The following is a 21,081-nucleotide window of genomic DNA, read 5'->3' as shown; positions in this document are numbered from 1 at the left end:
CGGTCTACGGGCGTAGCTCAAGGGAGTTGGGCGCTTGTCATGCATCTGCCACACTCCAGCAATCGAACTCCCGTCGAACCCACAGAAAACGCCCACCGCACCGCCCCGGGAACGCGCGTCGAACTGCCCGGCGACCCTGGACGTAATGCCCCGATTCGCCTGATACCTTCGGCTTGCCGTGACCGATCCGCGGCACGCATCCGTGCCGCCCGCTGCCCGACGGGATCAGACATGACCGGTGGACCCGAGCCCCTCAGCGCCGTCGCTCGTGCGGCGTTCGAGCGCGAACTCGCCGACCTGCGCGCCGAACGCGAAACGGTCGCCGTGACCTTGCGCGACGGCGGCGGCGATCAGGTGGGCGATCGCGCCGACCAGGCCGACGAGCTGCAACGCGTCACGCAGCTCCAGCGCCTGGACGCACGCATCACCGACATCGACGCGCGGCTGCGCGAAGGCTCCGTCGCCGGTCCGCCGAGCACCGACGAGGTCGGCGTCGGCAGTTCCGTGACCGTACGGTTCGCGGACGGCACGGAGACGACCGTCCAGATCGGCGAGGTCGCCGAGGTCCTGGACGCCACGATGGTCACCGCCGCCAGCCCGCTCGGCCGCGCGCTGCTCGGCCACCGAGCCGGCGACACCGTCTCGTACGACACCCCTGAGGGCCGCACGAGCGCGGTCGTGCTGTCGCTCGGCGACGCGGGCGACGCGGGCGACGCGGGCGACGCGGGCGAGCCGTCATAGCCGCCGGGACCGAACGGGCCCAGCAGACCGAGCGCAACGGACCGACCGGCTGATCGAGCTGGGCCGCAAACGGTACCGGCGTCGTCGGCTGGAACCTCGACTCGGAGCAGATCTCCAACCGCCTGGGCTGCACGAGCGAGGAGAGCCGCTACGTACGCGAACCCTGGTGGCGCACCTAGGTGCAAGGGGCCGCTCAGGCGAACACATCACCAGCCCCGGGCGCCGCGGCTGCCGCGGCCCTCGTCATCCGGCCGGCTCAGCCGGTGACGATGCCGGTCACCAGGTTGATGGTGGTCGCCAGGATGCTGGCGCCGAAGACGTAGGACAGCAGGCAGTGGCGGAGGACGATCGCGCGGAGCGAGGACGTCGAGACGTTCGTGTCGGAGACCTGGTAGGTCATGCCGAGGTTGAAGCTGAAGTACAGGAAGTCGCTGTACCGCGGCGGGTCGTGGGTGTTGAAGTCGATGCCGCCGCCGGGCTGCACGGCGTAGTAGACGTACGCGTAGCGGGCCGCGTACATCAGGTGGAGCGCCGCCCAGGCCATGAAGACGCCGCAGAGCGCCGTCGCGGCGGCGGCGTGGCCCAGGTCCGAGTGGCCGACCAGGAGCATCACGATGATGCCGACGAGGCCGCACACGGCGGTTCCGACGACGACGAGTTCCTCGACGGCGGGCCGGAACTCCTCCCGCCGAACGTTGCGATGGGTAGTGGCCGCGTCCATGGGCCAGAGCACGAGCCACCCCGTGACGACGAAGAGGGTCTCCGCCGTGGCGATGCCGGCGAGGAAGCCCAGGGGCGTGTTCGCGAGAGCGCCGACGACCACCCCGGTCGCCGCCCCGACGGCCGTCGCTCCGACGAGCCGTGGGACGGCGTCGACCGGTCGGCGGTTCACGGCTCAGGCCTCCAGGACGACCACGGCCTCGTCGGTATGGGCGAGGAAGGTCAGCGTCTCGTGGAAGTACAGGTGGATGTCGTCCGCGTCGTGCCCCGCGTAGCCGATCGCCACGTCCTGGCCGAGGCGCAGTTCGAAGTCTCCGCCCCGGGTGGAGAGGAGGAAGCCGCCGCGGAGGGCCGGTGCCCAGATCGGGGAGCCGTCGAGCATCCGGGTCAGGTGGGCGGCGATCGGGTAGCCGTGGTCGGAGGTCTCGCTGACCGCCCGGTACTGGTCGGCGCCGAGCAGCAGCGCGTACGGCCCGTCGACGCCGACGAGCCGCAGCGCCGTCAGGGCCCGGCTGACCGCGTCGGGGTACTCGCGAGGCTCGGCGGGCAGCCGCAGCACCGGGTTGGAGGACCGGGAGCGCAGTCCGTCGACGCCGGCGGCGCCGTATCCGTCGAAGATCGTCCGGTCCTCGACGTACGCCATCGTGCGCGCCGCGTCCTTGACGGGCTGCCAGTCGGAGTCCTTGGAGCCGCGCTCGACGTCGTCCACGGCGGCCCGGGAGACGGTGAACGGCACCCGCAGTTCCACGATCGGCCGCGCCTCGCGCAGCCGCGCCGAGACACCGGGCGCGGGCGGCGCGATGTCGGTGAGGTGGCCGACACCGACGGCGGCGAGCCCGGGGCCCGCCGGGTCGGGCACGTCGACGACGCGACGGCCGGCGACGTGGCGCCGGAAGGTGCGGCGGGCCTCCTCCTCGATCTCCGCCCAGGCCGCGGGGGTGATCGGGGCGAGTTCTCGGTGCAGGTTGTTCGTCACGTCGGGAGTCGTCATGGCGCGGGGGCTCCTTTCAGGCTGCCGATGCCCAGGGAGTCCCCGGGGCGCGCGGCGGCCGCGGACGGGGCGGCGGGGAGGTCGTCGAGCAGGTCGGCGCTCGGCACGAAGAAGAGGCCGCCGGTGACGGCGCGGGAGAAGTCGAGGATGCGGTCCGTGTTGCCCGGGGGATCCCCGAGGAACATGTTGCGCAGCATCCGCTCAGTGACGGCGGGCGTGCGGGCGTAACCGATGAAGTAGGTGCCCAGTTCGCCGCTGCCGACGCGGCCGAACGGCATGTTCTGGCGCACGATCTGCTGCTCGACACCGTCGTCGTCGACGACCGTGGTGAGCGCGACGTGCGAGTCGGCCGGCTGGACGCCGTCGGGGAGTTCGACGTTGGCCTGCTTCGTACGGCCGATGACGCGTTCCTGCTCCTCGACGGTGAGCGAGTCCCAGGCGGTCATGTCGTGCAGGTACTTCTGCACGACGACGTAGCTGCCTCCCCGGAAGTCCGGGTCCTCGTCGCCGATGTGCACCGCCTCGACGGCGGTCGCGCCCGCGGGGTTCTCGCTGCCGTCGACGAAGCCGAGCAGGTCGCGCTCGTCGAAGTAGGTGAAGCCGTGGACCTCGTCGACGACCGTGACCGCGCCGGCGAGCCGGTCCAGGATCAGCCGGGCCAGTTCGAAGCAGAGGTCCATGCGCCGGGCACGCAGATGGAACAGCAGGTCGCCCGGGGTCGCCGGGGCGCGGTGGCGGGGGCCGCTCAGGGGCGGGAAGGGGTGCAGGTCGCGCGGGCGCGGATCGCCGACGAGCCGGTCCCACGCTTCCGACCCCACGCCGACGACGCAGCCGAGCGCCGATTCGGGGGAACGGAACGCCACCGAACGGGTCAGGCCCGCGAGGTCCTGGAGTGCCTCCCGTACGACCGGCTCTCCGCCGGGGGCGACGGTGGCCACCAGGAAGACGGCCGCCCGGGAGGAGGGTGTGATGACGGGCTGCGCGATGACGGGCTGAGCGACGACCATGAGACTCCCGTCGAGCAGGACAGATGGTACAAAAACGGATTTCTGGAGCGGCGTCAGCGTAGCCGCGCACGGAGGTGCCCGCGCGGCCGGACGGGCACACGGGAGAGGCCACGGAGTGGACGCCGGAGAGGACACCGGAGGCAGGCGGCGAGACCCCCGGGGTCGAGTGGCAGGGGGTCCTCGCCCGACCTAGCCTGCCGGAGAAAGCCGTTTCGCCTCCCCGTGCCCGAAGGCCGGAAGGGTTGAGAGTCGTGAATGCTGCCGACCGCGACGACCAGGAACGCCCGGAAGGCTCGGACCGCCCGGAGCCCCCCGAGCGGCCCGCGCACCCGGAAGCCCGTGTGGGGCCCACTCCCGAGGGCGAACCGGAGTTCCACCCGTACCACCACCCCGCGGCCGGCTGGGGCGCGGCCAAGAGCGTGACGCGCTTCCTCGTCGCCGAAGGCGCGCTGGTGGACGGCCCCCGCGCGATCATGAAGATGAACCACGAGAACACCGGGTTCGACTGTCCCGGCTGCGCGTGGCCCGACGACACCAAGGGCCTGCACCTCGACATCTGCGAGAACGGCATCAAGCACGTCACCTGGGAGATGACGAGCAAGCGCGTCGGGCGCGAGTTCTTCGCCGCCCACTCGGTCACCGAGCTCGCCGGGTGGAGCGACTACGACCTGGAGAACCAGGGCCGGCTGACCGAGCCGATGGTCTACGACCCGGACACGGACCACTACGTACCGATCAGCTGGAAGGACGCGTTCGAGGTGGTCGGCCGCGCCCTGCGCGAGCTGGACAGCCCGCACAAGGCGGCCTTCTACACCTCCGGCCGGCTCGGCAACGAGGCCACGTTCCTCTACCAGCTGATGGCCCGCGAACTGGGCACGAACAACCTGCCCGACTGCTCCAACATGTGCCACGAGGCCAGCGGCCGCGCCCTCACGGCCTCGCTGGGCACGGGCAAGGGGACCGTCGACCTGAAGGACTGGGAGACCGCCGACGCGCTGTTCATCCTGGGGGTCAACGCCGCCTCCAACGCGCCCCGGATGCTCACCGCCCTCGCGGAGGCTCACCACCGGGGGGCGCAGATCGTGCACGTCAATCCGCTGGTCGAGGCGGCCGCCACCCGTACGATCGTCCCCCACGACTTCCTCGACATGGCCCTCTTCAAGACGACGAAGACGAGCACCCTGAACCTCCAGCCGCGCATCGGCGGCGACATGGCGCTGCTGCGCGGCATGGCCAAGGCGGTCCTGGAGCAGTCGGAGACCGATCCCAAGGCGCTGGACCGGGAGTTCATCGACCGGCACACGGCCGGCTTCGACGAGTACCGCGCGGTGTGCGAGGCCACGTCGTGGGAGCAGCTGGAGAGGCAGTCCGGGCTGAGCCGCGCCGACATCCTCGCGGCCGCGCGCGTGTACGGGGAGGCCGACCGCTCCATCGTCAGCTGGTGTCTGGGCGTCACGCAGCACGAGCACGGCGTCGACACCGTCCGGGAGATCGTCAACCTCCTTCTGCTGCGCGGCAATCTGGGCCGCGAGGGCGCGGGCCCCTCCCCCGTCCGCGGCCACAGCAACGTCCAGGGCAACCGCACCTGCGGCATCGACCACCGCCCCACCGACGCGTTCCTCGACCGCCTCGCCGAGGTCTGCAAGATCGACCCGCCGCGCGAGCACGGCCTGGACACCGTCCGGACCATCCCGGCGATGCACGACGGCGACATCACGGTGTTCGTCGGCATGGGCGGCAACTTCGCACTCGCGGCGCCGGACACCCCGTACACGTACGCCGCACTCGCCAACTGCGACCTCACCGTGCAGGTGAGCACCAAGCTCAACCGGAGCCACATCGTCCATGGCCGTCGGGCCCTGATCCTGCCCTGCCTCGGCCGGACCGAGAAGGACCATCAGCGCAAGGGGATCCAGAGCACGTCGGTCGAGGACTCGATGAGCATGGTCCACCTCTCCGTCGGCATGAAGCGCCCCGCGTCGCCGCACCTGCTGTCCGAGCCGGCCATCGTCGCGGGCATGGCGCGCGCGGCGCTGCCCGGCAGCGAGACGCCGTGGGAGTGGTACGTCGAGGACTACGACCGCATCCGCGACACCATGGCCCGGGCCCTCGACGGCTTCGAGGACTTCAACCGGCGGGTCCGGCTGCCCCTCGGCTTCCGCATCAAGCAGCCCGCGCGGGAACTGGTCTTCCTCACCCCGTCCGGACGCGCCGAGTTCTCCTCGGCCGCGCTGCCCGACGTCGTCCCCGCCCCCGGCACCCTGGCGCTCGGCACCATGCGGTCCCACGACCAGTGGAACACCACGATCTACTCCGACAACGATCGCTACCGGGGCGTCAAGAACCTCCGCACGCTGGTCTTCATGAACCGGGCCGACATGCGTGAACGCGGCATCCCCGACCTGGGGCCCGTCGACATCACGAGCACCGCGAAGGACGGCAGCCGGCGCTTCCTGCGCGGCTACCTCGCGGTCCCGTACGACATCCCCCGGGGCTGCGCGGCCGGTTACATGCCGGAGATGAACGTGCTGTGCGCGCTCGGCGACTACAGCACCCAGAGCGACCAGCCGATCATGAAGCACGTCAAGGTCACGATCGGCCCGGCGGCCTGACGAGCCGATCGAGGAGCCGGTACGCGCGCTGCTCCGCGGCGGCCAGTTCGGTGGGATCCATCTCCGCGGGCCAGAGCTCGCCCGCCGCGGCGTCGTCGGCCTCGCGGAGCTCCACGACGGCCGCCGCGAGTCGCGTCTGCACGAGCGGGAACGACACCTGTGCCCCCTCGGCCAGGGCGCGTTCCGCGCCGTCGGCGGCGTCCGTGCACGCGGCCAGCGCGCGCTGCGCCCGGACGGCCGCCCGGTCGTGGACGACGAGCAGCGCGCAGACCAGGGCGATGGTCATGCCGAGGACGCTGCTCAGCGCCCGGTCCTGGACGAGCGCTTCGGCCGGGGAGTCGGCGGCCAGGTCGGTCAGGAGCAGGGCGAGCGGTGTCAGGAAGACGACACCGAGACCGTAGTTGCGGGCCACCACGTATTCGAGCAGGAACTCCAGGAGCACGATCACCAGGACCAGCACGACGGGTTCGGGGCGCGCGGCGAGCACGCCGAGCGCGAGGGCCAGGCCGACGACGGTGCCCAGGGTGCGCTGGACTGCGCGCTGGGTCGCCGTACGGACGTTGACCGAGTGCAGGACCGCGGCGGCGGACACGGCCGCCCAGTAGCCGTGGCCGAGGCCGAGCAGGAGGGCCGCGCCGCCCGCGAGACCGGTGCCGAGGACCATCCGCAGCGCGGGGACGAGCAGGACCGAGGCGTGCGTCTCGGCGCTTCTGCCGCCCGTCAGCAGTTCCGCCGCGCGGAGTTCGGCGGCGCGGCGGGTGGTGGGGGCGGGCGGCGGCGGGTCGGGGCCGGTGTCGTCCTTGGCCAGGGCGGACAGGAGCGCGAGTTCGGGCAGGAGTCCCGGGTCCCGCCGGCGACGGCTCACGAGCAGCCGGACCTGGGCGCGGAGGGAGCGGGCCAGGCCGGTGGGGTCGTCGGACGGGCGGCGGGCGATGCCGATGAGCAGTGACCAGGCGAGGTCGGCGAGCCGCAGGCAGGTGCCGTCCCGGTCTCCGCGTGCGGCATCGGCGGCGGTCGGCGGTACGCGGCCGAGTGTCCGGTACGCCTGGAGGACGGCGGCGGTCGCGCGGTGGCGCGGTAGCCCGCTGTCGTACGCCGTGCCCGTGGTCGCCTGGACGTCGAGGAGGTCCGCGAGCTCGCGGAGCGCCGCGGCGACGGCGAGGCGCTGCGGCCGGTCCGGGTGGACGAGCCGGCCGGACACGGCGAGGACCCAGGCCACGGCGGCGCCCGACGCGGCCAGGGCGGTGTGGGGCAGGACGTCGGCCGTCGTCGAGGAGCTGTTGGCCGCCACGGCGAACGAGAAGAGCAGCAGCACCGCGCCGAGGCCGCTCAGGCGGGCCGCGTCACAGGCGAGCTTGGCGAGTCCGGCCACGACGGCAGTCGCCGCGACCACCACGGCGGCGCCCGCTCCCCCGCCGGCCGGTTCGGCCCACGCGGCGAGCGCCGAACCGCCGCCCACGCACGCGGTCATGGCCACCGCGGCGAGCGCGAGCACGCGGGCGCGCCGCGCGTAGGGCAGATTGCGGCCGAAGGTGGTGGTGAAGGACCCGAGCATGGCGTAGACGGCCAGGTCCGCCCGGCCCGCCAGGGCCATCGGCAGCGCGGGCAGGGCCATCGCGAGGGCGGCCCGCAGCGCGAAGGACAGGGCGCCGTCCACGCTCTGCAGGGCGAGCGCGCCGCGCGGGGAGAGCGCGCTCCGCGCCCGGCCCGCCGTACGCCGCAGACCGTTCAGCACGCGCCGACCCACTCCGCCGCGCGATGCGGGCAGGAGCCGGCCGAGGTGTACGCGGCGGCCACCGCCGCGTACACCTCGACCGCGTACACCTCCTCGGAGAAGAGCGAGATGTCGCGTACGACGCGGAGGCAGCGGTGCATCGGGGCGTCGGCGGATGCGGGGCGGTACGGCATCGGGCTCTCCACGGGGATGGCTCGTCCGCTGTTCACGGTCCCGGTACGTCCAGGATCTCGACGTCGGCCCCGGCCGGGACGCCGCCGGGCGGGACGACCGCCAGGCCGTCGGCCACGGCGAGACCGCGCAGCATCGCCGGTCCGCCGAACGGCAGCGGCGCGACCCCGTGCGCCACGCGCCGCACCGGGAGCAGCCACGTGTCGTGCGGGTGCCCGGGCAGCGTCTCGGCGGCGGCCGTCCGGCACGCCGCGGGGTCCGGTTCCGCGTGGCCGCCGAGGCGGCGCAGCAGGGGTACGGCGAGGGTGACCGTACCGGCGACGGCGGCCAGCGGGTTGCCGGGCAGCCCGACCAGGTGGCGGGGCCGGCCGTCGGGGGACGGGGGCAGCTCGGCGAGCAGCATGGGGTGGCCGGGCCGTACGGCGACGGAGTCGACCAGGAGCCGCGCGCCCGACTCGCCGAGGGCGGCGTGCAGATGGTCCACGGGCCCGGCGGCAGTGCTGCCGGTGGTGACGACGACGTCGGCGGTGGAATCGCGCAGGGCGTCCCGCAGCCGTGCGAAGTCGTCCGCCAGGAGGCGGCGGCCGGTCAGCTCCGCTCCGTGGCGGGCGAGCCACGGCGGGAGGAGGGGGCCGAGCGCGTCCCGGACGAGTCCGTCGCGGGGCGGGCCGGACTCCAGCAACTCGTCGCCGAGGACGAGGAGTTCCACGCGGGGGCGGCGGTGGACGACCAGCCGGTCGTAACCGGCCGCGGCCGCCAGGCCGACGACGGCCGGGGTCACGGCCGTCCCGGCGGGAAGCAGGGTGTCGCCCGCGCGACATTCCTGCCCCCGCGCCCGGACGTCACGGCCGGGGCCCGCGCCCACGCCACCGGCCGCCGGGCGTCCCGAGCGGTCGAACAGCATGCCGTCGTCCGCCCCCGCCTCGCCGTGCTCCGTGCGCAGTACGGCGCTCGCTCCCGTCGGCAGGCGGGCGCCCGTGGCGATGGCGACGGCGGTGCCGTCGCCCAGCGGTTCGGGCTGCCCGCCCGCCAGGACGCGGCCGCCGCGCAGCCGCCACGGCCCGGGTCCGGCGACGGCCCAGCCGTCCATCGCCGAGGTGTCGAACGGCGGCAGGTCGGTGAGGGCCGTCAGCGGTCCGGCGAGGGCGTGGCCGAGGGCCGCGTCCAGGTCGCGGGTGACGACGGGCAGCGGCTGCCCGAGGCGGGCACGGGCGCGGGCCTGCTCCCACGCCATGGGGAGACCCGCCGTCGCAGGCTCAAGCGCGGGCTCGCGTGCAAGCGCGGGATCGGGCGTGGGCAGCGGCACGGGCGTGGGCGCGGGCGGCCGCGCGTTGGTCGAGCCGAGCAGCCTTTCGAGGGCGAGCTCCCTGTCCAGTTCGGCCTCGGCCGCGGCGATCCATTGAGGCATCTGGTACATCCGGCTCCCCTTCAGTCGTGCGGTGCCGGAATTCGCTGTCGTTCCGGTCGGCCGGCGAAACCGGAACAATCACCCGCCGATCACCTTCGGCGCATTCCCTCGGGAAGTCAAAGAGGGATTCTCGATGGGTTCATCGGCGGCGCCTATCCGACCACAGAACCCCTGTACACAGCCGTGCGACACATCGATAGGCCGCGCCTGTCACCTCATCGGAAACACCTCTTTGACATTGCCCGGGAAATCCCACGAAGCTTCCCCCGCAGCGCGAGCCGGAATGGGGAAAGAGGCAGAGCGGAACATGAGTTTCATCGAGGACCCCAGCGACGACCTGAAGGTCACCGCGCCCAAGACCTGGGCGACGGGTCTGCCCGCCGTGACGCACGCGCTCCAGTACTCCCTCGGGCAGACGTCCCCGCTCCGCACCGCGCTGACCCTGCTGAACATCAACCAGCCCAAGGGCATCGACTGTCCGGGCTGCGCCTGGCCGGAGCCCCCGGCGGGCGAGCGGCACCGGAACGAGTACTGCGAGAACGGCGCCAAGCACATCAACGACGAGGCGACCTCGCGCCGCGTCACCCGGGAGTTCTTCCGCGAGCACTCGATAGCCGAGCTGGACGGGAAGTCCGACTACTGGCTCAACCAGCAGGGCCGGCTGACCGAGCCGATGGTGAAGCGCCCCGGCGCGACGCACTACGAGCCGGTCGGCTGGGACGAGGCGCTCGGGCTGCTGGCAGCGGAGCTCAAGGCGTCGGCCTCCCCCGACGAGGCCCTCTTCTACGTCTCCGGCCGGCTGAACAACGAGGCCGCCTTCCTCCTCCAGCTCTTCGCCCGCGCCTACGGCACCAACAACCTGCCGGACTGCTCCAACATGTGCCACGAGTCGAGCGGGTCCGCGATGTCGGAGACCCTCGGCATCGGCAAGGGCAGCGTCTCGCTCGACGACATCCACCACGCCGACCTGGTCTTCGTCGTGGGCCAGAACCCGGGCACCAACCACCCGCGCATGCTCTCCGCGCTGGAGGAGACCAAGCGCAACGGCGGGCGGGTCGTCGCCGTGAACACCCTGCCCGAGGCCGGTCTCCTGCGCTTCAAGCACCCGCAGAAGGCCCGCGGCATCATCGGCCGGGGCACGCCGATCGCCGATCAGTTCCTGCACATCCGCGCGGGCGGCGACCTCGCGCTCTTCCAGGCCCTCAACCTCCTGCTCCTGGAGGCCGAGGACGCCGCGCCGGGCACGGTCCTCGACCACGACTTCATCCGGGCCCACACGACCGGCTTCGACGAGTTCGCCGAGCACGCGCGGAAGACCTCCTGGGACGACGTCCTGCGGGCGACCGGCCTGACCCGCGAGGAGATCGAGGAGGTGCACGAACGGGTCCTCGGGAGCGGGCGGATCATCGTGTGCTGGGCGATGGGGCTCACCCAGCACAAGCACGGGGTGCCCACCATCCGGGAGGTCGTCAATTTCCTCCTCGCGCGCGGCAACATCGGCAGGCCCGGCGCCGGCGTGTGCCCCGTGCGCGGCCACAGCAACGTCCAGGGCGACCGCACGATGGGCGTGTGGGAGCGCATGCCGCAGGCCTTCCTCGACGCCCTGGGGCGCGAGTTCGGCTTCACGCCGCCCACCCGGCACGGGCTCGACGCGGTGAACGGCATCCGTGCCATGTACGAGGGCCGGGCCAGGCTCTTCCTCGGCGTCGCCGGGAACTTCGTCCGGGCCACGCCCGACAGCGCGGTCACCGAGGAGGCGATGCGGAAGTGCCGGCTCACGGCGCACGTCTCCACCAAGCTCAACCGCTCGCACACCGTCTGCGGCGACACGGCCCTCATCCTGCCGACCCTGGGCCGCAGCGACCGGGACGTCCAGGCGGGCGGCGAGCAGTTCGTGACCGTCGAGGACTCCATGAGCGACGTGCACGCCTCCCGGGGGAAGCTGCCGCCGGCCTCTCCCCAGCTCCTCAGCGAGGTCGCGATCGTCAGCCGGCTGGCCCGGCTGACCCTCGGCGACGAACCGGCCGTCCCCTGGGAGGAGTTCGAGGCGGACTACGGGACGATCCGCGACCGGATCTCCCGTGTCGTACCGGGCTTCGAGGACTTCAACGCGCGGGTGTCCGTGCCCGGCGGCTTCACCCTGCCCAACCCGGTGAACGCGCGGGTCTTCCCCACCCCGAGCGGCAAGGCGGTCTTCACCCGGAACGCGTTCACGATGCCGCATGTCCCCGAGGGCCACCTGCTGTTGCAGACGCTGCGCTCGCACGACCAGTGGAACACCGTCTGGTACGCGCCGAACGACCGCTACCGGGGCATCCACGACGCGCGCCGGGTCGTCCTCGTCAACCCGGCCGATCTGGCGGCCCTCGGCCTCGCCGACCGCGACACGGTGGATCTGGTGAGCGTCTGGCACGACGGCAGGGAGCGCCGCGCGGAGGGCTTCCGGGTCGTCGCGTACCCGGCGAGCCGCGGTTCGGCCGCGGCCTACTACCCCGAGACGAACGTCCTGGTGCCGCTGGACAGTGTCGCCGACATCAGCAACTGCCCGACGTCCAAGGGTGTCTTGATCCGGCTTGAGCCCGCCGAACCGACCGGGGCTTCGGCCGGGACTTCGACCGGGGCTTCCGCCGGGGCTTCGGCCGGGGCGGTGACGCCGATTGGCGTTCCGCCGGGCTCTCGGGTAGACCCGTGAGGTGCTGTTCCGTCAACTCGAATACCTGGTGGCCCTGTCCCGGGAGCGTCACTTCGCGCGCGCTGCCCAGGCCTGTCACGTCTCCCAGCCCGCGCTCTCCGAGGCCGTACGGAAACTGGAGGAGGAGCTGGACGTCCCGCTGGTCCTGCGCGGCCGTACGTACGAGGGCCTCACGCCCGAGGGCGAACGGATCGTGGTGTGGGCGCAGCGGATCCTCGCCGACCGCGACGCCCTCACGAGCGAGGTCGGCGCCCTGCGCGGCGGGCTCGGCGGCAGGATCCGGATCGGCGCGGTGCCGACCGCGTCCGGGGCGGTCGCCCAGCTGACCGCCCCGTTCTGTCTGGCGCATCCGCTGGTCACGGTGGAGGTGACAGCGGACCTCCAGGCGGAGGAGGTGCTCCGGCAGCTGCGGTCCTTCGAGATCGACGCCGGGATCACGTACCTCCACAAGGGGCTCGCCGAGGGCCTCCGGTCGGTCCCGCTGTACGAGGAGCGGTACGTCCTCCTGACCGACGCCGCCGACAGCCTCGTCCATGTGACGACGGCGACCTGGGCGGAGGCCTCGCGGCTGCCGCTGTGTCTGCTGACCGAGGCCATGCAGGGGCGTCAGGTGCTCGACGAGGTGTTCGCGGAGGCCGGGGTACGGCCGTCGCCGCGGGTCGAGACCGACTCGGTCGCCGCCCTCTTCGCCCACGTCCGCACGGGCCGGTGGGCGAGCATCGTGCCGCACACCTGGCTGCACGTCTTCGGCGTGCCGCACGGGATGCGGGCGGTGCCGCTGGTCGGGCCCGCGCGCACGGTGCCGGTCGGCCTGGTGACCGTCGCCCGGGAACCGGGCTCGGTCATGGCCCGGGCGCTCACTGAGGTCGCCCGCCGGACGGATGTCGCCGCAGCCTTGGAGAGGCTGCCGGGGGACCCCGCGCCGTAGCCTGTCCGCATACCGGCCGCCGCCGCAGACGATGCGGACGACGCAGACGAAAGGACAGCCATGCCCCTCGAAGGTGAGTACGAGCCCAGCCCGTCGACATGGGTGCGCGACCAGGTCGAGCTGTACGAGTCGTCCGGCGGCACGGAGGGCACCACGATGCGGGGCATGCCCGTGGTCCTGGTGACGAACGTCGGCGCACGGAGCGGCAAGCTCCGCAAGACGCCGCTGATGCGCGTGGAGCACGAGGGCGCCTACGCGCTGGTGGCGTCGAACGGCGGGGCGGTGAAGCACCCCGTCTGGTACCACAACCTGGTCGCCACGCCCCTGGTCGAGCTGCGCGACGGCCCGCGGACCTGGGACATGAAGGCCCGCCTGGTCACGGGCGAGGAGCGGCAGGCGTGGTGGGAGCGGGCGGTCGAGGCCTTCGCCGACTACGCGGACTACCAGCGGAAGACGGACCGCGAGATCCCGGTGTTCGTGGTCGAGCCCATCAGCTAGGACCGGACAGGTCCTGGCCCTCGGTCCGCCGTTGCCCGCGCGGACGCCGGTGTCAGCCGAGCGCCGCGCGGGCGCGGTTGAGGAAGTCGCGGAAGGTGGTGCGCTCGCGGGCGGTGAAGCCCGCGAGCATCTCGTCCTCCAGGTGCTGGACGGCCGGCGCGTGGAGGGCGAGCAGGGCGCGGCCCTCGTCGGTCAGGCTGATCACGTGGCGCCGCCGGCTCGCCGGGTCCGGGGACCGGGTGATGAGGCCGCGCCGCTCCAGGGCTCCGACCAGGTCGGACATCGACTGGGGCGTGACGAACGAGTTGCGGGCGAGCTCCGCCGAGGACATGCCGTCCCGGCGTTCGAGCACGGTCAGCGCCGTGTACTGGAGGGCGGTCACGCCCGCGGGCCTGAGCAGCTCGTCGAGCCGGGCCCGGGTCGCCAGCTCGACCTGTTTCACCGAGTACAGCAGAGACGGCGGAGCGGCGTCCGTCACATCCCCTCCCCTTCTCACCATCATCAGGAATCCTGTCGAAAATTCTAGCGCAATCCCCCTTGCCTGGCGGCGGGGCATCCTCCGATACTCAGGATTCCTGATGATTGAGGAGTCCTTCTTGAGCACGCTTTCGATCGACCGCCGCGACGGCGTGGCGGTCCTGACGCTCTGCCGCCCGGCCAAGCGCAACGCCCTCGACGACGCCACGGTGCTGCGCATCGAGGAGTTCTTCCGGAAGCCGGGACCCGACGTCCGGACCGTCGTCCTGGACGCCGAGGGCGACCACTTCTCCGCCGGGCTCGACCTCGGCGAGCTGACGGAGCGGTCCACGGAGGAGGCTCTGGAGCACTCGCTCATGTGGCACCGCGTCTTCGACACGATCGAGGGCGGGCGGGTCCCCGTGGTGGCCGCGCTGAAGGGCGCGGTCATCGGCGGCGGCCTGGAGCTCGCGGCCTCCGCGCACATCCGGGTCGCCGAGCCGTCCGCGTTCTACGCGCTGCCGGAGGGGCAGCGCGGGCTGTTCGTCGGTGGCGGCGGCTCGGTCCGGATCCCCCGGCTGATCGGCGCGCACCGGATGGCGGACATGATGCTCACCGGTCGCGTCCTCGACGCCGCCGAGGGACAGGCCGTCGGCCTCTCGCACTACCTGACCGACGGGGGCGGGGCGCGCGCCAAGGCCCTGGAGCTCGCGGAGCGGATCGCGGCCAACGCGCCGCTGACCAACTTCGCCGTCCTCCAGGCCCTCCCCCGGATCGCCGAGGCCTCCCCCGCCGGCGGCCTCCTGCTCGAATCCCTCATGGCGGCCGTCGCCGCCGGCAGCTCCGACGCCCAGCAGAGGATGCGGGCGTTCCTCGACGGCCGCGCCGGAAAGGTCACCCGATGAGCGAGATCCTCAGCACCCCCGGCCCCCGGGTCAGGGACGAGTCGGAGATCGGGCGCTACCTCCGCTGGCTGGAGTCGGAGCGGCAGCTGTCGTTCCCGGACTACGACAGCCTCTGGCAGTGGTCCGTCACCGACCTCGACGGCTTCTGGTCCTCGATCTGGGAGTTCTTCGACGTCCGCCCGCACACCCCGCCCACCGCCACCCTGGGCCGCAGGTCGATGCCGGACACCGAGTGGTTCCCGGGCGCGACCCTCAACTACGCCGAGCACGCCCTCGGGCGGGAGGCAACCGACGACGACGCCGTCGCGGTCGTCGCCCACTCCCAGACCCGGGCGCCGGTCGAGCTGACCTTCGGCGAGCTCCGCGACCACGTCGCCCGGGCCCGTGCCGGGCTCCTCCGCCTCGGCGTCCGCAAGGGCGACCGGGTCGTCGCCTATCTGCCGAACATCCCCGAGACCCTGGTGGCGTTCCTCGCCACGGCGAGCATCGGGGCGGTCTGGGCGGCCTGCGCGCCGGAGTTCGGGCCGCGCAGCGTCGTCGACCGGTTCGCCCAGCTCGAACCGAAGGTGCTGCTCACCGTCGCCGGCTACCGCTACGGCGAGCGGGACGTCGACCGCCGTACCGAAGTGGCGGAGATCGCCGCGCTGCTCCCCACCGTGGAGCGGGTCGTCCACGTCCCGTACGGCCCGAACGCGCTGCCCGACGCGCTGGGCTGGGCGGAGCTGCTCGCGAAGCCCGCCCCCGGGCCCGTGCCGTTCGAGCCCGTGCCGTTCGACCATCCGCTGTTCGTGCTGTTCTCCTCCGGCACCACCGGCATCCCCAAGGCGATCGTCCACCGCCACGGCGGGATCCTCCTGGAGCACCTGAAGAACAACGCGCTGAGCTGGGACCTCAAGCCGGGCGACCGGATGCTCTGGTTCAGCACCACCGCGTGGATGCTGTGGAACACCCTGGTCTCGGCGCTGCTCGTCCGGGCCTCGATCGTCATGATCGACGGCAATCCGGTCCACCCGGAGCTGCGGGAGCAGTGGCGGATCGCCGAGGAGACGGGGGCGACGCTCATGGGCGTCAGTCCCGGCTACCTGATGGCCTGCCGCAAGGCGGGGGTCCGGCCCGCCGAGGAGTTCGACCTGTCGCGGCTGCGGCAGCTCGGCGCGGCGGGCAGCCCGCTCGCCGCCGACGGCTTCCGCTGGGTGGCCGAGCAGTTCGGCGACCGGCTGCTCCTGAACGTCGGCTGCGGCGGCACCGATGTGTGCACCGGGATCCTCCAGGGGAGCCCGCTCCAGTCCGTGCGCGCGGGGGAGATCTCCGGCCCGTGCCTCGGGGTCGCCGCGTACGCCTACGACGGTGAGGGGAATCGGGTCGTCGGCGAGCTGGGCGAGCTGGTGATCACCGAGCCGATGCCGTCGATGCCCGTCGGTTTCTGGGGCGACACGGACGGCTCCCGCTACCGGGCCGCCTACTTCGAGGAGTACCCGGGTGTGTGGCGGCACGGCGACTGGGTGCGGTTCTCGCCCGAGGGCCACTGCGTCGTCGCCGGCCGCTCCGACGCCACCCTCAACCGTGGCGGGGTCCGGCTCGGCACCGCCGAGTTCTACGCCGTCGTCGAGGACCTGCCCGAGGTCGACGACAGCCTCGTCGTCCACATCGAGGACCCCGAGGGCGGCAACGGCGAGCTGCTGCTCTTCGTCGCGGGCCCCGTCGAGCTCGACGACGCGCTCCGTACGAAGATCGCCCGCACGCTGCGGTCGGCGCTGTCGCCCCGGCACGTCCCCGACGTGATCGAGCGGGTGCCCGCCGTCCCGCGCAACCGCACCGGCAAGAAGCTGGAGGTGCCGGTCAAGCGGATCCTCCTCGGCGCGGCCCCCGAGTCCGTCGCGAGCACCGACGTCCTCGCCGACCCCCGCTCGCTCGACACCTTCGTGGCGTACGCCACCACGCGCGGCGGCGCGGCGAAGCCCGGGAGCGCGGCCCAGCCCGGGAGCACGGCGACGCCCGGGAGCGCGTCATGAGGGTCGCCGTCGTCGGGACCGGCGTCATCGGGGCCTCCTGGACCACCCTCTTCCTCCGGTACGGGCACGAGGTCGTCGCCACCGATCCGGCGCCCGGCGCGGAGGCCAGGCTCCGGGCGGCCGTCACCGCCGACCAGACCCGGCTGACGTTCACCGCGGACCTCGCCGAGGCCGTCGCGGACGCCGGATTCGTCCAGGAGAACGGCCCCGAGCGCCCCGACCTGAAGGACGAGGTGTTCGCCGTGCTCGACGCCGCCGCCCCGCCGGAGACCGTGCTGGCGAGCAGCTCCTCCGGGCTGCTCCCGTCCCGGATCCAGCAGGCCTGCGCGGCCCACCCCGAACGGGTCCTCGTCGGGCACCCGTTCAACCCGCCCCATCTCATTCCGCTGGTCGAGGTCGTGCCGGGCGAGCGCACGGGCGAGGCCGCGGTGGACGAGGCCATGCGGTTCTACCGCGGCCTCGGCCGGCGCCCGATCCGGCTGCGCCAGGAGCTGCCCGGGCACGTCGCGAACCGGCTCCAGGCGGCGCTGTGGCGCGAGGCGTACTCCCTGGTCGACCGGGGCGCGGCCAGTGTCGCCGACATCGACACGGCCATCGCCCACGGCCCCGGTCTGCGCTGGGCGCTGCTCGGGCCCTTCCTCAACCAGCACCTCTCGGGCGGCGCGGGAGGCATCGCCCACGTGCTGGAGCATCTCGGCCCGCCCATGGAGGAGTGGTGGGCCGACCTCGGAGCGCCGCGCCTCACGCCCGAGCTGACCCACAAGATCACCCAGGGCGTCGCCGAGGAGCTGGACGGGACCGCCGAGGCCGATGTCGTCGCCGCGCGCGACGCCCTCCTGGCCCTCCTGCTCGACGCCAAGAACCGGACCGACCACCTGTGAGCACTCCGATGACCTCTCCGCTCCCTTCGCTGAATCCCGACGCGCTGACCGCGATCGACTTCCACGTCCACGTCGAGCAGGACGCCCACGGGCATCTCGCGCTCGACGCGGAGCTGATGGACGCCTCGGCCGCGTACTTCAGGTCCGGCCAGGACCGCACCCCGACCGTCGAGCGCCTCGCGGCCCACTACCGCGAACGCCGGATGGCCGCCGTGATCTTCACGGTGGACGCCACGACGGGCCTCGGCCACCCGGCCCTGTCCAGCGAGGAGATCGCGGCGGCCGCGGCCGAACACCCCGACGTCCTCATCCCGTTCGGCTCGGTGGACCCGCACCGTCCCGACGCCGTCGACCGGGCCCGCTCGCTGGTCCTCGACCACGGCGTCCGCGGCTTCAAGTTCCATCCGAGCCTCCAGGCGTTCGCGCCGAACGCGCCCGAGCACTACCCGCTCTACGAGGCGCTCCAGGAGCTGGGCGTCCCCGCGCTGTTCCACACCGGGCAGACCGGCATCGGGGCGGGCCTGCCCGGCGGCCGCGGCATCAAGCTGCGCTACTCGGACCCGATGCTCCTGGACGACGTCGCCGCCGACTTCCCCGGCCTGACGATCGTCCTGGCGCACCCGTCGGTGCCGTGGCAGGACGAGGCGATCTCCATCGCCACCCACAAGGCGAACGTCCATATCGACCTGTCGGGCTGGTCGCCGAAGTACTTCCCGCCGCAGCTCGTCAAGGCGGCCGGCTCCTTCCTCCGGCACAAGGTGCTGTTCGGCTCCGACTTCCCCGTCGTCACCCCGGACCGCTGGCTGGCCGACTTCGACGCCCTCGACATCAAGCCCGAGGTCCGGCCGCTGATTCTGAAGGAGAACGCCGTGCGTCTTCTCGGCCTCTGACGCCGTGCAATATCTTGCTGCAACAGTCAGCAAGATATTGCCTGCGGAGAGGAGCAGCGATGGCCGGCGAGTACGACGTCCTCGTCCTGGGAGGCTCGGGCGTCGACACGATCGTGTACGTCCCCGAGCTCCCCCTGCCGTACGCCGACAGCTACATGATCCGGCCGGGCATCGAGGCCCGGGCGGGGCAGACCGGCGACTTCGTCGCCCTGGGGCTGACCTCCCTGGGCCTGCGGACGCACCACCTCGACATGATCGGCGCCGACACCCACGGGGACCTCGTCCGCGCCTTCCACCGCGACCGGGGCATCGACTTCACCGAAGTGCCCCTGCCCGGGGGGACGAAGCGGGCCGTCAACCTCGTCGGCCCCGACGGGCGGCGGCTCTCGCTCTACGACGACAGCCGCTCCCACGCGTCGGACCGGCTGCCCGAGGAGCTGGTCCGCTCCCTGGCCGCGAAGAGCCGCCACGCGCACGTCTCGATCACGTACCCGTGCGCCTTCGCCTTTCCCGTGCTGCGCGAGGCGGGTCTGACGATCTCCACGGACCTGCACGACTGGGACGGCGAGAACCCGTATCACGAGCCGTTCGCCTACGGCGCGGACATCGTCTTCGTCTCCACCGCGGCCCTGGTGGACCCGGAGAAGACCATGCGGCGCATCCTGGAGCGGGGCCGGGCCGACGTCGTGGTCGCCACCGCCGGGGCCGAGGGCGCGTACCTGCTGACCTCCGACGGTCTCGCGCACGTCCCGGCCGTCGCGCCGCACGCGCCGGTGGTCGACTCCAACGGCGCCGGGGATGCCTTCGCCTCCGGCTTCCTCTTCGGCCGGCTGACGGGTGAGGACCCGTCCCGGTGCGCGCTGTTCGGCGCGGTGGCCGGCGCGTACGCGTGCACCGTCCCGGCGACCGGGAGCGACACCATCGACCGCGCGACCCTCCTCCGGGAGACCGCCGAGCCGACGCCCCTGACCTAGGCCGTGTCCGGAGCGGGCGTCGTGGTGCGTGGTCGTGCCTGCATGTGCAGGTCGCGGAGTTCGAGCGTCACCGCCGCGGCGAGGCGGCCTCGGTGGCCCGGCACGTGCTCCAGGCGCCAGCGTGCGGCGATGGTCGCGAGGGCGAGGGTGGCCTCGATCATGCTGAAGGAGTCGCCGATGCACTTGCGGGCGCCCGCGGCGAAGGGGAGGAAGGCGTGGCGCGGAGGTCGGGGGTGCGGGGCGGCCCAGCGATCGGGGGCGAAGGCTTCGGGGTCGTCGTAGAGGTCGGGCCGGTGGTGGATGAGGTAGGGGCTGTAGGCGACGCTGGTCCCGGCCGGCAGCAGGTGCCCGCCGAGGTGCGTGTCGGCGGTGACCACGCGGGTGAAGAACCAGCCTGGCGGGCGCAGCCGGAGGGTCTCGGTGATGACGCGCTCGGTCAGTCGCAGGCGCGGCAGGTCGGCGTGGGTGGCCGGCGCGCCGCCCAGGACGCTGTCGACCTCGGCGTGCAACCGCCGCTCGATCTCGGGGTGGCGGGCCACCAGATCCAGCGCCGAGGACAGTGTGGCGGCGGTGCTCTCGATGCCGGCCAGGATGAAGGAGACGACCGTGTCGCTGATCTCGGCGCCGGTCATGCCCGGTCGGTCGTCTTCGGGGTCGTGGGCCGCGACCAGGGCCGAGAGCAGGTCACCGTAGTCGGCGCCCTCGGCGCGGCGCTGGGCGATGACGCGCTCGACCGTGTCGTGGAGGCGGGTGCGGGCGGCAAGGTGGGCCCGATTGCCGGGGGTGGGCAGTCGATCCAGCGGCGGGATCAGGAACATCCGCTGATAGAGGCTCTTGACCACGGTGGTGACGTCGTCGACGAGCCGACCGTGCGCGGTCGAGGGCAGGGTGTCGGAGAACAGCGTGGCGGTGATGATTCTGGAACTGGTCGCCATCATCTCGGCGGGCACGTCGAGGACCTGGCCGGGACTCCAGGAATCGGCCGTCTCCTGTGCGCAGGTCGTCATGGCCCGGGCGTAGTCCGGAAGCCGCGCCTGGTGGAAGGCGGGCTGGGACAGCCGCCGCAGCCGGCGATGCGCCTGGTGCTGACAGGAGATCACGCCGTCGCCGATCACTTCGCGCAGCCGGTCGTACAGCGGGCCGCCCTTGTCGAAGATGCGGTCGTCCAGCAAGGCTCGCCACGTCAGCTCCGGATCGCAGATCACGATCATGGTGAGGGGGCCGAGCCGGATGCGGACCAGCTCACCGAGGGCGGGCAGCGAGTTCAGGAACGCCAGCGGATCCCGCAGCAGCGGCACGACGTGCCCGATCAGGGGCAGCGCACAGGGAGCGACAGGGATCGAGGGGAAGTCCTTCATGACGCGCTACGGCTCCTCTTGTCTCGCCCGGTCCCGCCCGTCCACGCGTCGTATCTAGCCCAGCCTCCTGGCGTCATATGCGTCCGGCCCGGAAAGCGGCAG

At 72.8% G+C, this 21,081-nt stretch carries 18 protein-coding genes; 10 read left to right on the top strand and 8 right to left on the bottom strand.

The genetic code is table 11. The features are described from left to right. Positions 1-231 precede the first annotated feature (231 nt). A complete protein-coding gene (locus ACIBG6_RS02715) occupies positions 232-741 on the top strand; it encodes a GreA/GreB family elongation factor (protein WP_399220660.1) in 510 nt (169 codons plus the stop codon). A gap of 256 nt (positions 742-997) precedes the next feature. On the opposite strand, the gene ACIBG6_RS02710 is transcribed toward ACIBG6_RS02715, so the two are convergent. From ACIBG6_RS02710 to ACIBG6_RS02700, 3 genes are read right to left on the bottom strand one after another with little or no spacing between them, the layout of a single operon-like run. After that, entirely contained in the window at positions 998-1,633 is a 636-nt protein-coding gene (locus tag ACIBG6_RS02710; RefSeq protein ID WP_399220659.1) for a DUF1345 domain-containing protein, read from the bottom strand. Between the two features lie 3 nt (positions 1,634-1,636). Further along, on the bottom strand, positions 1,637-2,452 hold the full coding sequence (locus ACIBG6_RS02705) for a family 1 encapsulin nanocompartment shell protein (protein WP_399220657.1): 816 nt from the start codon (positions 2,450-2,452) through the stop codon (positions 1,637-1,639). Then, complete coding sequence (locus ACIBG6_RS02700) at positions 2,449-3,459, bottom strand: Dyp-type peroxidase (RefSeq protein ID WP_399220656.1); 1,011 nt, start codon at positions 3,457-3,459, stop codon at positions 2,449-2,451. The genes ACIBG6_RS02705 and ACIBG6_RS02700 overlap by 4 nt, the downstream gene beginning before the upstream one ends. 341 nt (positions 3,460-3,800) lie before the next feature. Between ACIBG6_RS02700 and ACIBG6_RS02695 the strand changes: the two genes are divergently transcribed. After that, positions 3,801-6,071, top strand: coding sequence for an FdhF/YdeP family oxidoreductase (locus tag ACIBG6_RS02695; protein WP_399221167.1), 2,271 nt, complete (start codon positions 3,801-3,803; stop codon positions 6,069-6,071). On the opposite strand, the gene ACIBG6_RS02690 is transcribed toward ACIBG6_RS02695, so the two are convergent. Genes ACIBG6_RS02690 through ACIBG6_RS02680 form a run of 3 tightly spaced genes read right to left on the bottom strand, consistent with a single transcriptional unit; the run spans position 6,049 to position 9,211 of the window. Then, positions 6,049-7,806 (bottom strand): FUSC family protein, encoded by a 1,758-nt coding sequence (locus ACIBG6_RS02690; protein ID WP_399220655.1) that lies wholly within the window; start codon positions 7,804-7,806, stop codon positions 6,049-6,051. The genes ACIBG6_RS02695 and ACIBG6_RS02690 overlap by 23 nt on opposite strands. Further along, on the bottom strand, positions 7,800-7,979 hold the full coding sequence (locus tag ACIBG6_RS02685) for a hypothetical protein (protein ID WP_399220654.1): 180 nt from the start codon (positions 7,977-7,979) through the stop codon (positions 7,800-7,802). Before ACIBG6_RS02685 ends, ACIBG6_RS02690 begins: the two co-directional genes overlap by 7 nt. Positions 7,980-8,011: 32 nt before the next feature. Then, positions 8,012-9,211, bottom strand: coding sequence for a molybdopterin molybdotransferase MoeA (locus ACIBG6_RS02680; protein ID WP_399221166.1), 1,200 nt, complete (start codon positions 9,209-9,211; stop codon positions 8,012-8,014). Between the two features lie 481 nt (positions 9,212-9,692). Here ACIBG6_RS02680 and ACIBG6_RS02675 point away from each other — a divergent pair, with 481 nt between their 5' ends. From ACIBG6_RS02675 to ACIBG6_RS02665, 3 genes are read left to right on the top strand one after another with little or no spacing between them, the layout of a single operon-like run. Further along, on the top strand, positions 9,693-12,077 hold the full coding sequence (locus ACIBG6_RS02675; RefSeq protein ID WP_399220653.1) for an FdhF/YdeP family oxidoreductase: 2,385 nt from the start codon (positions 9,693-9,695) through the stop codon (positions 12,075-12,077). Position 12,078: 1 nt separating this feature from the next. Next, positions 12,079-13,005, top strand: a complete 927-nt coding sequence (locus tag ACIBG6_RS02670) for a LysR family transcriptional regulator (RefSeq protein WP_399220652.1) — start codon at positions 12,079-12,081, stop codon at positions 13,003-13,005. Positions 13,006-13,065: 60 nt separating this feature from the next. Continuing rightward, positions 13,066-13,503 carry a nitroreductase family deazaflavin-dependent oxidoreductase gene (locus ACIBG6_RS02665; protein ID WP_399220651.1) on the top strand — a complete coding sequence of 146 codons (438 nt, stop codon included), beginning with the start codon at positions 13,066-13,068 and terminating at the stop codon, positions 13,501-13,503. A 52-nt stretch (positions 13,504-13,555) separates the two neighbouring features. On the opposite strand, the gene ACIBG6_RS02660 is transcribed toward ACIBG6_RS02665, so the two are convergent. Then, positions 13,556-13,981 carry a MarR family winged helix-turn-helix transcriptional regulator gene (locus ACIBG6_RS02660; RefSeq protein WP_399220650.1) on the bottom strand — a complete coding sequence of 142 codons (426 nt, stop codon included), beginning with the start codon at positions 13,979-13,981 and terminating at the stop codon, positions 13,556-13,558. 118 nt (positions 13,982-14,099) lie between these two features. On the opposite strand from ACIBG6_RS02660, the gene ACIBG6_RS02655 reads away from it, so the two are divergent. From ACIBG6_RS02655 to ACIBG6_RS02635, 5 genes are read left to right on the top strand one after another with little or no spacing between them, the layout of a single operon-like run. Then, positions 14,100-14,864 carry a crotonase/enoyl-CoA hydratase family protein gene (locus ACIBG6_RS02655; RefSeq protein WP_399220649.1) on the top strand — a complete coding sequence of 255 codons (765 nt, stop codon included), beginning with the start codon at positions 14,100-14,102 and terminating at the stop codon, positions 14,862-14,864. After that, a complete protein-coding gene (locus tag ACIBG6_RS02650; RefSeq protein ID WP_399220648.1) occupies positions 14,861-16,876 on the top strand; it encodes an acetoacetate--CoA ligase in 2,016 nt (671 codons plus the stop codon). The genes ACIBG6_RS02655 and ACIBG6_RS02650 overlap by 4 nt, the downstream gene beginning before the upstream one ends. Continuing rightward, positions 16,873-17,757 carry a 3-hydroxyacyl-CoA dehydrogenase NAD-binding domain-containing protein gene (locus ACIBG6_RS02645; protein ID WP_399220646.1) on the top strand — a complete coding sequence of 295 codons (885 nt, stop codon included), beginning with the start codon at positions 16,873-16,875 and terminating at the stop codon, positions 17,755-17,757. Before ACIBG6_RS02650 ends, ACIBG6_RS02645 begins: the two co-directional genes overlap by 4 nt. 8 nt (positions 17,758-17,765) lie before the next feature. Further along, a complete protein-coding gene (locus ACIBG6_RS02640) occupies positions 17,766-18,647 on the top strand; it encodes an amidohydrolase family protein (protein WP_399220645.1) in 882 nt (293 codons plus the stop codon). A 59-nt stretch (positions 18,648-18,706) separates the two neighbouring features. Next, a complete protein-coding gene (locus tag ACIBG6_RS02635) occupies positions 18,707-19,621 on the top strand; it encodes an adenosine kinase (RefSeq protein ID WP_399220644.1) in 915 nt (304 codons plus the stop codon). Here the strand turns inward: ACIBG6_RS02635 and ACIBG6_RS02630 are convergent. Next, complete coding sequence (locus tag ACIBG6_RS02630; RefSeq protein WP_399220643.1) at positions 19,618-20,979, bottom strand: cytochrome P450; 1,362 nt, start codon at positions 20,977-20,979, stop codon at positions 19,618-19,620. The genes ACIBG6_RS02635 and ACIBG6_RS02630 overlap by 4 nt on opposite strands. Between the last annotated feature and the right edge of the window lie 102 nt (positions 20,980-21,081).

Source organism: Streptomyces sp. NPDC050842 (genome assembly GCF_044456565.1).
In the GTDB taxonomy this organism is placed as follows: domain Bacteria; phylum Actinomycetota; class Actinomycetes; order Streptomycetales; family Streptomycetaceae; genus Streptomyces.
Note: the sequence above shows the minus strand (reverse complement) of the source record. Positions and strands in the feature narration are given on the sequence as shown.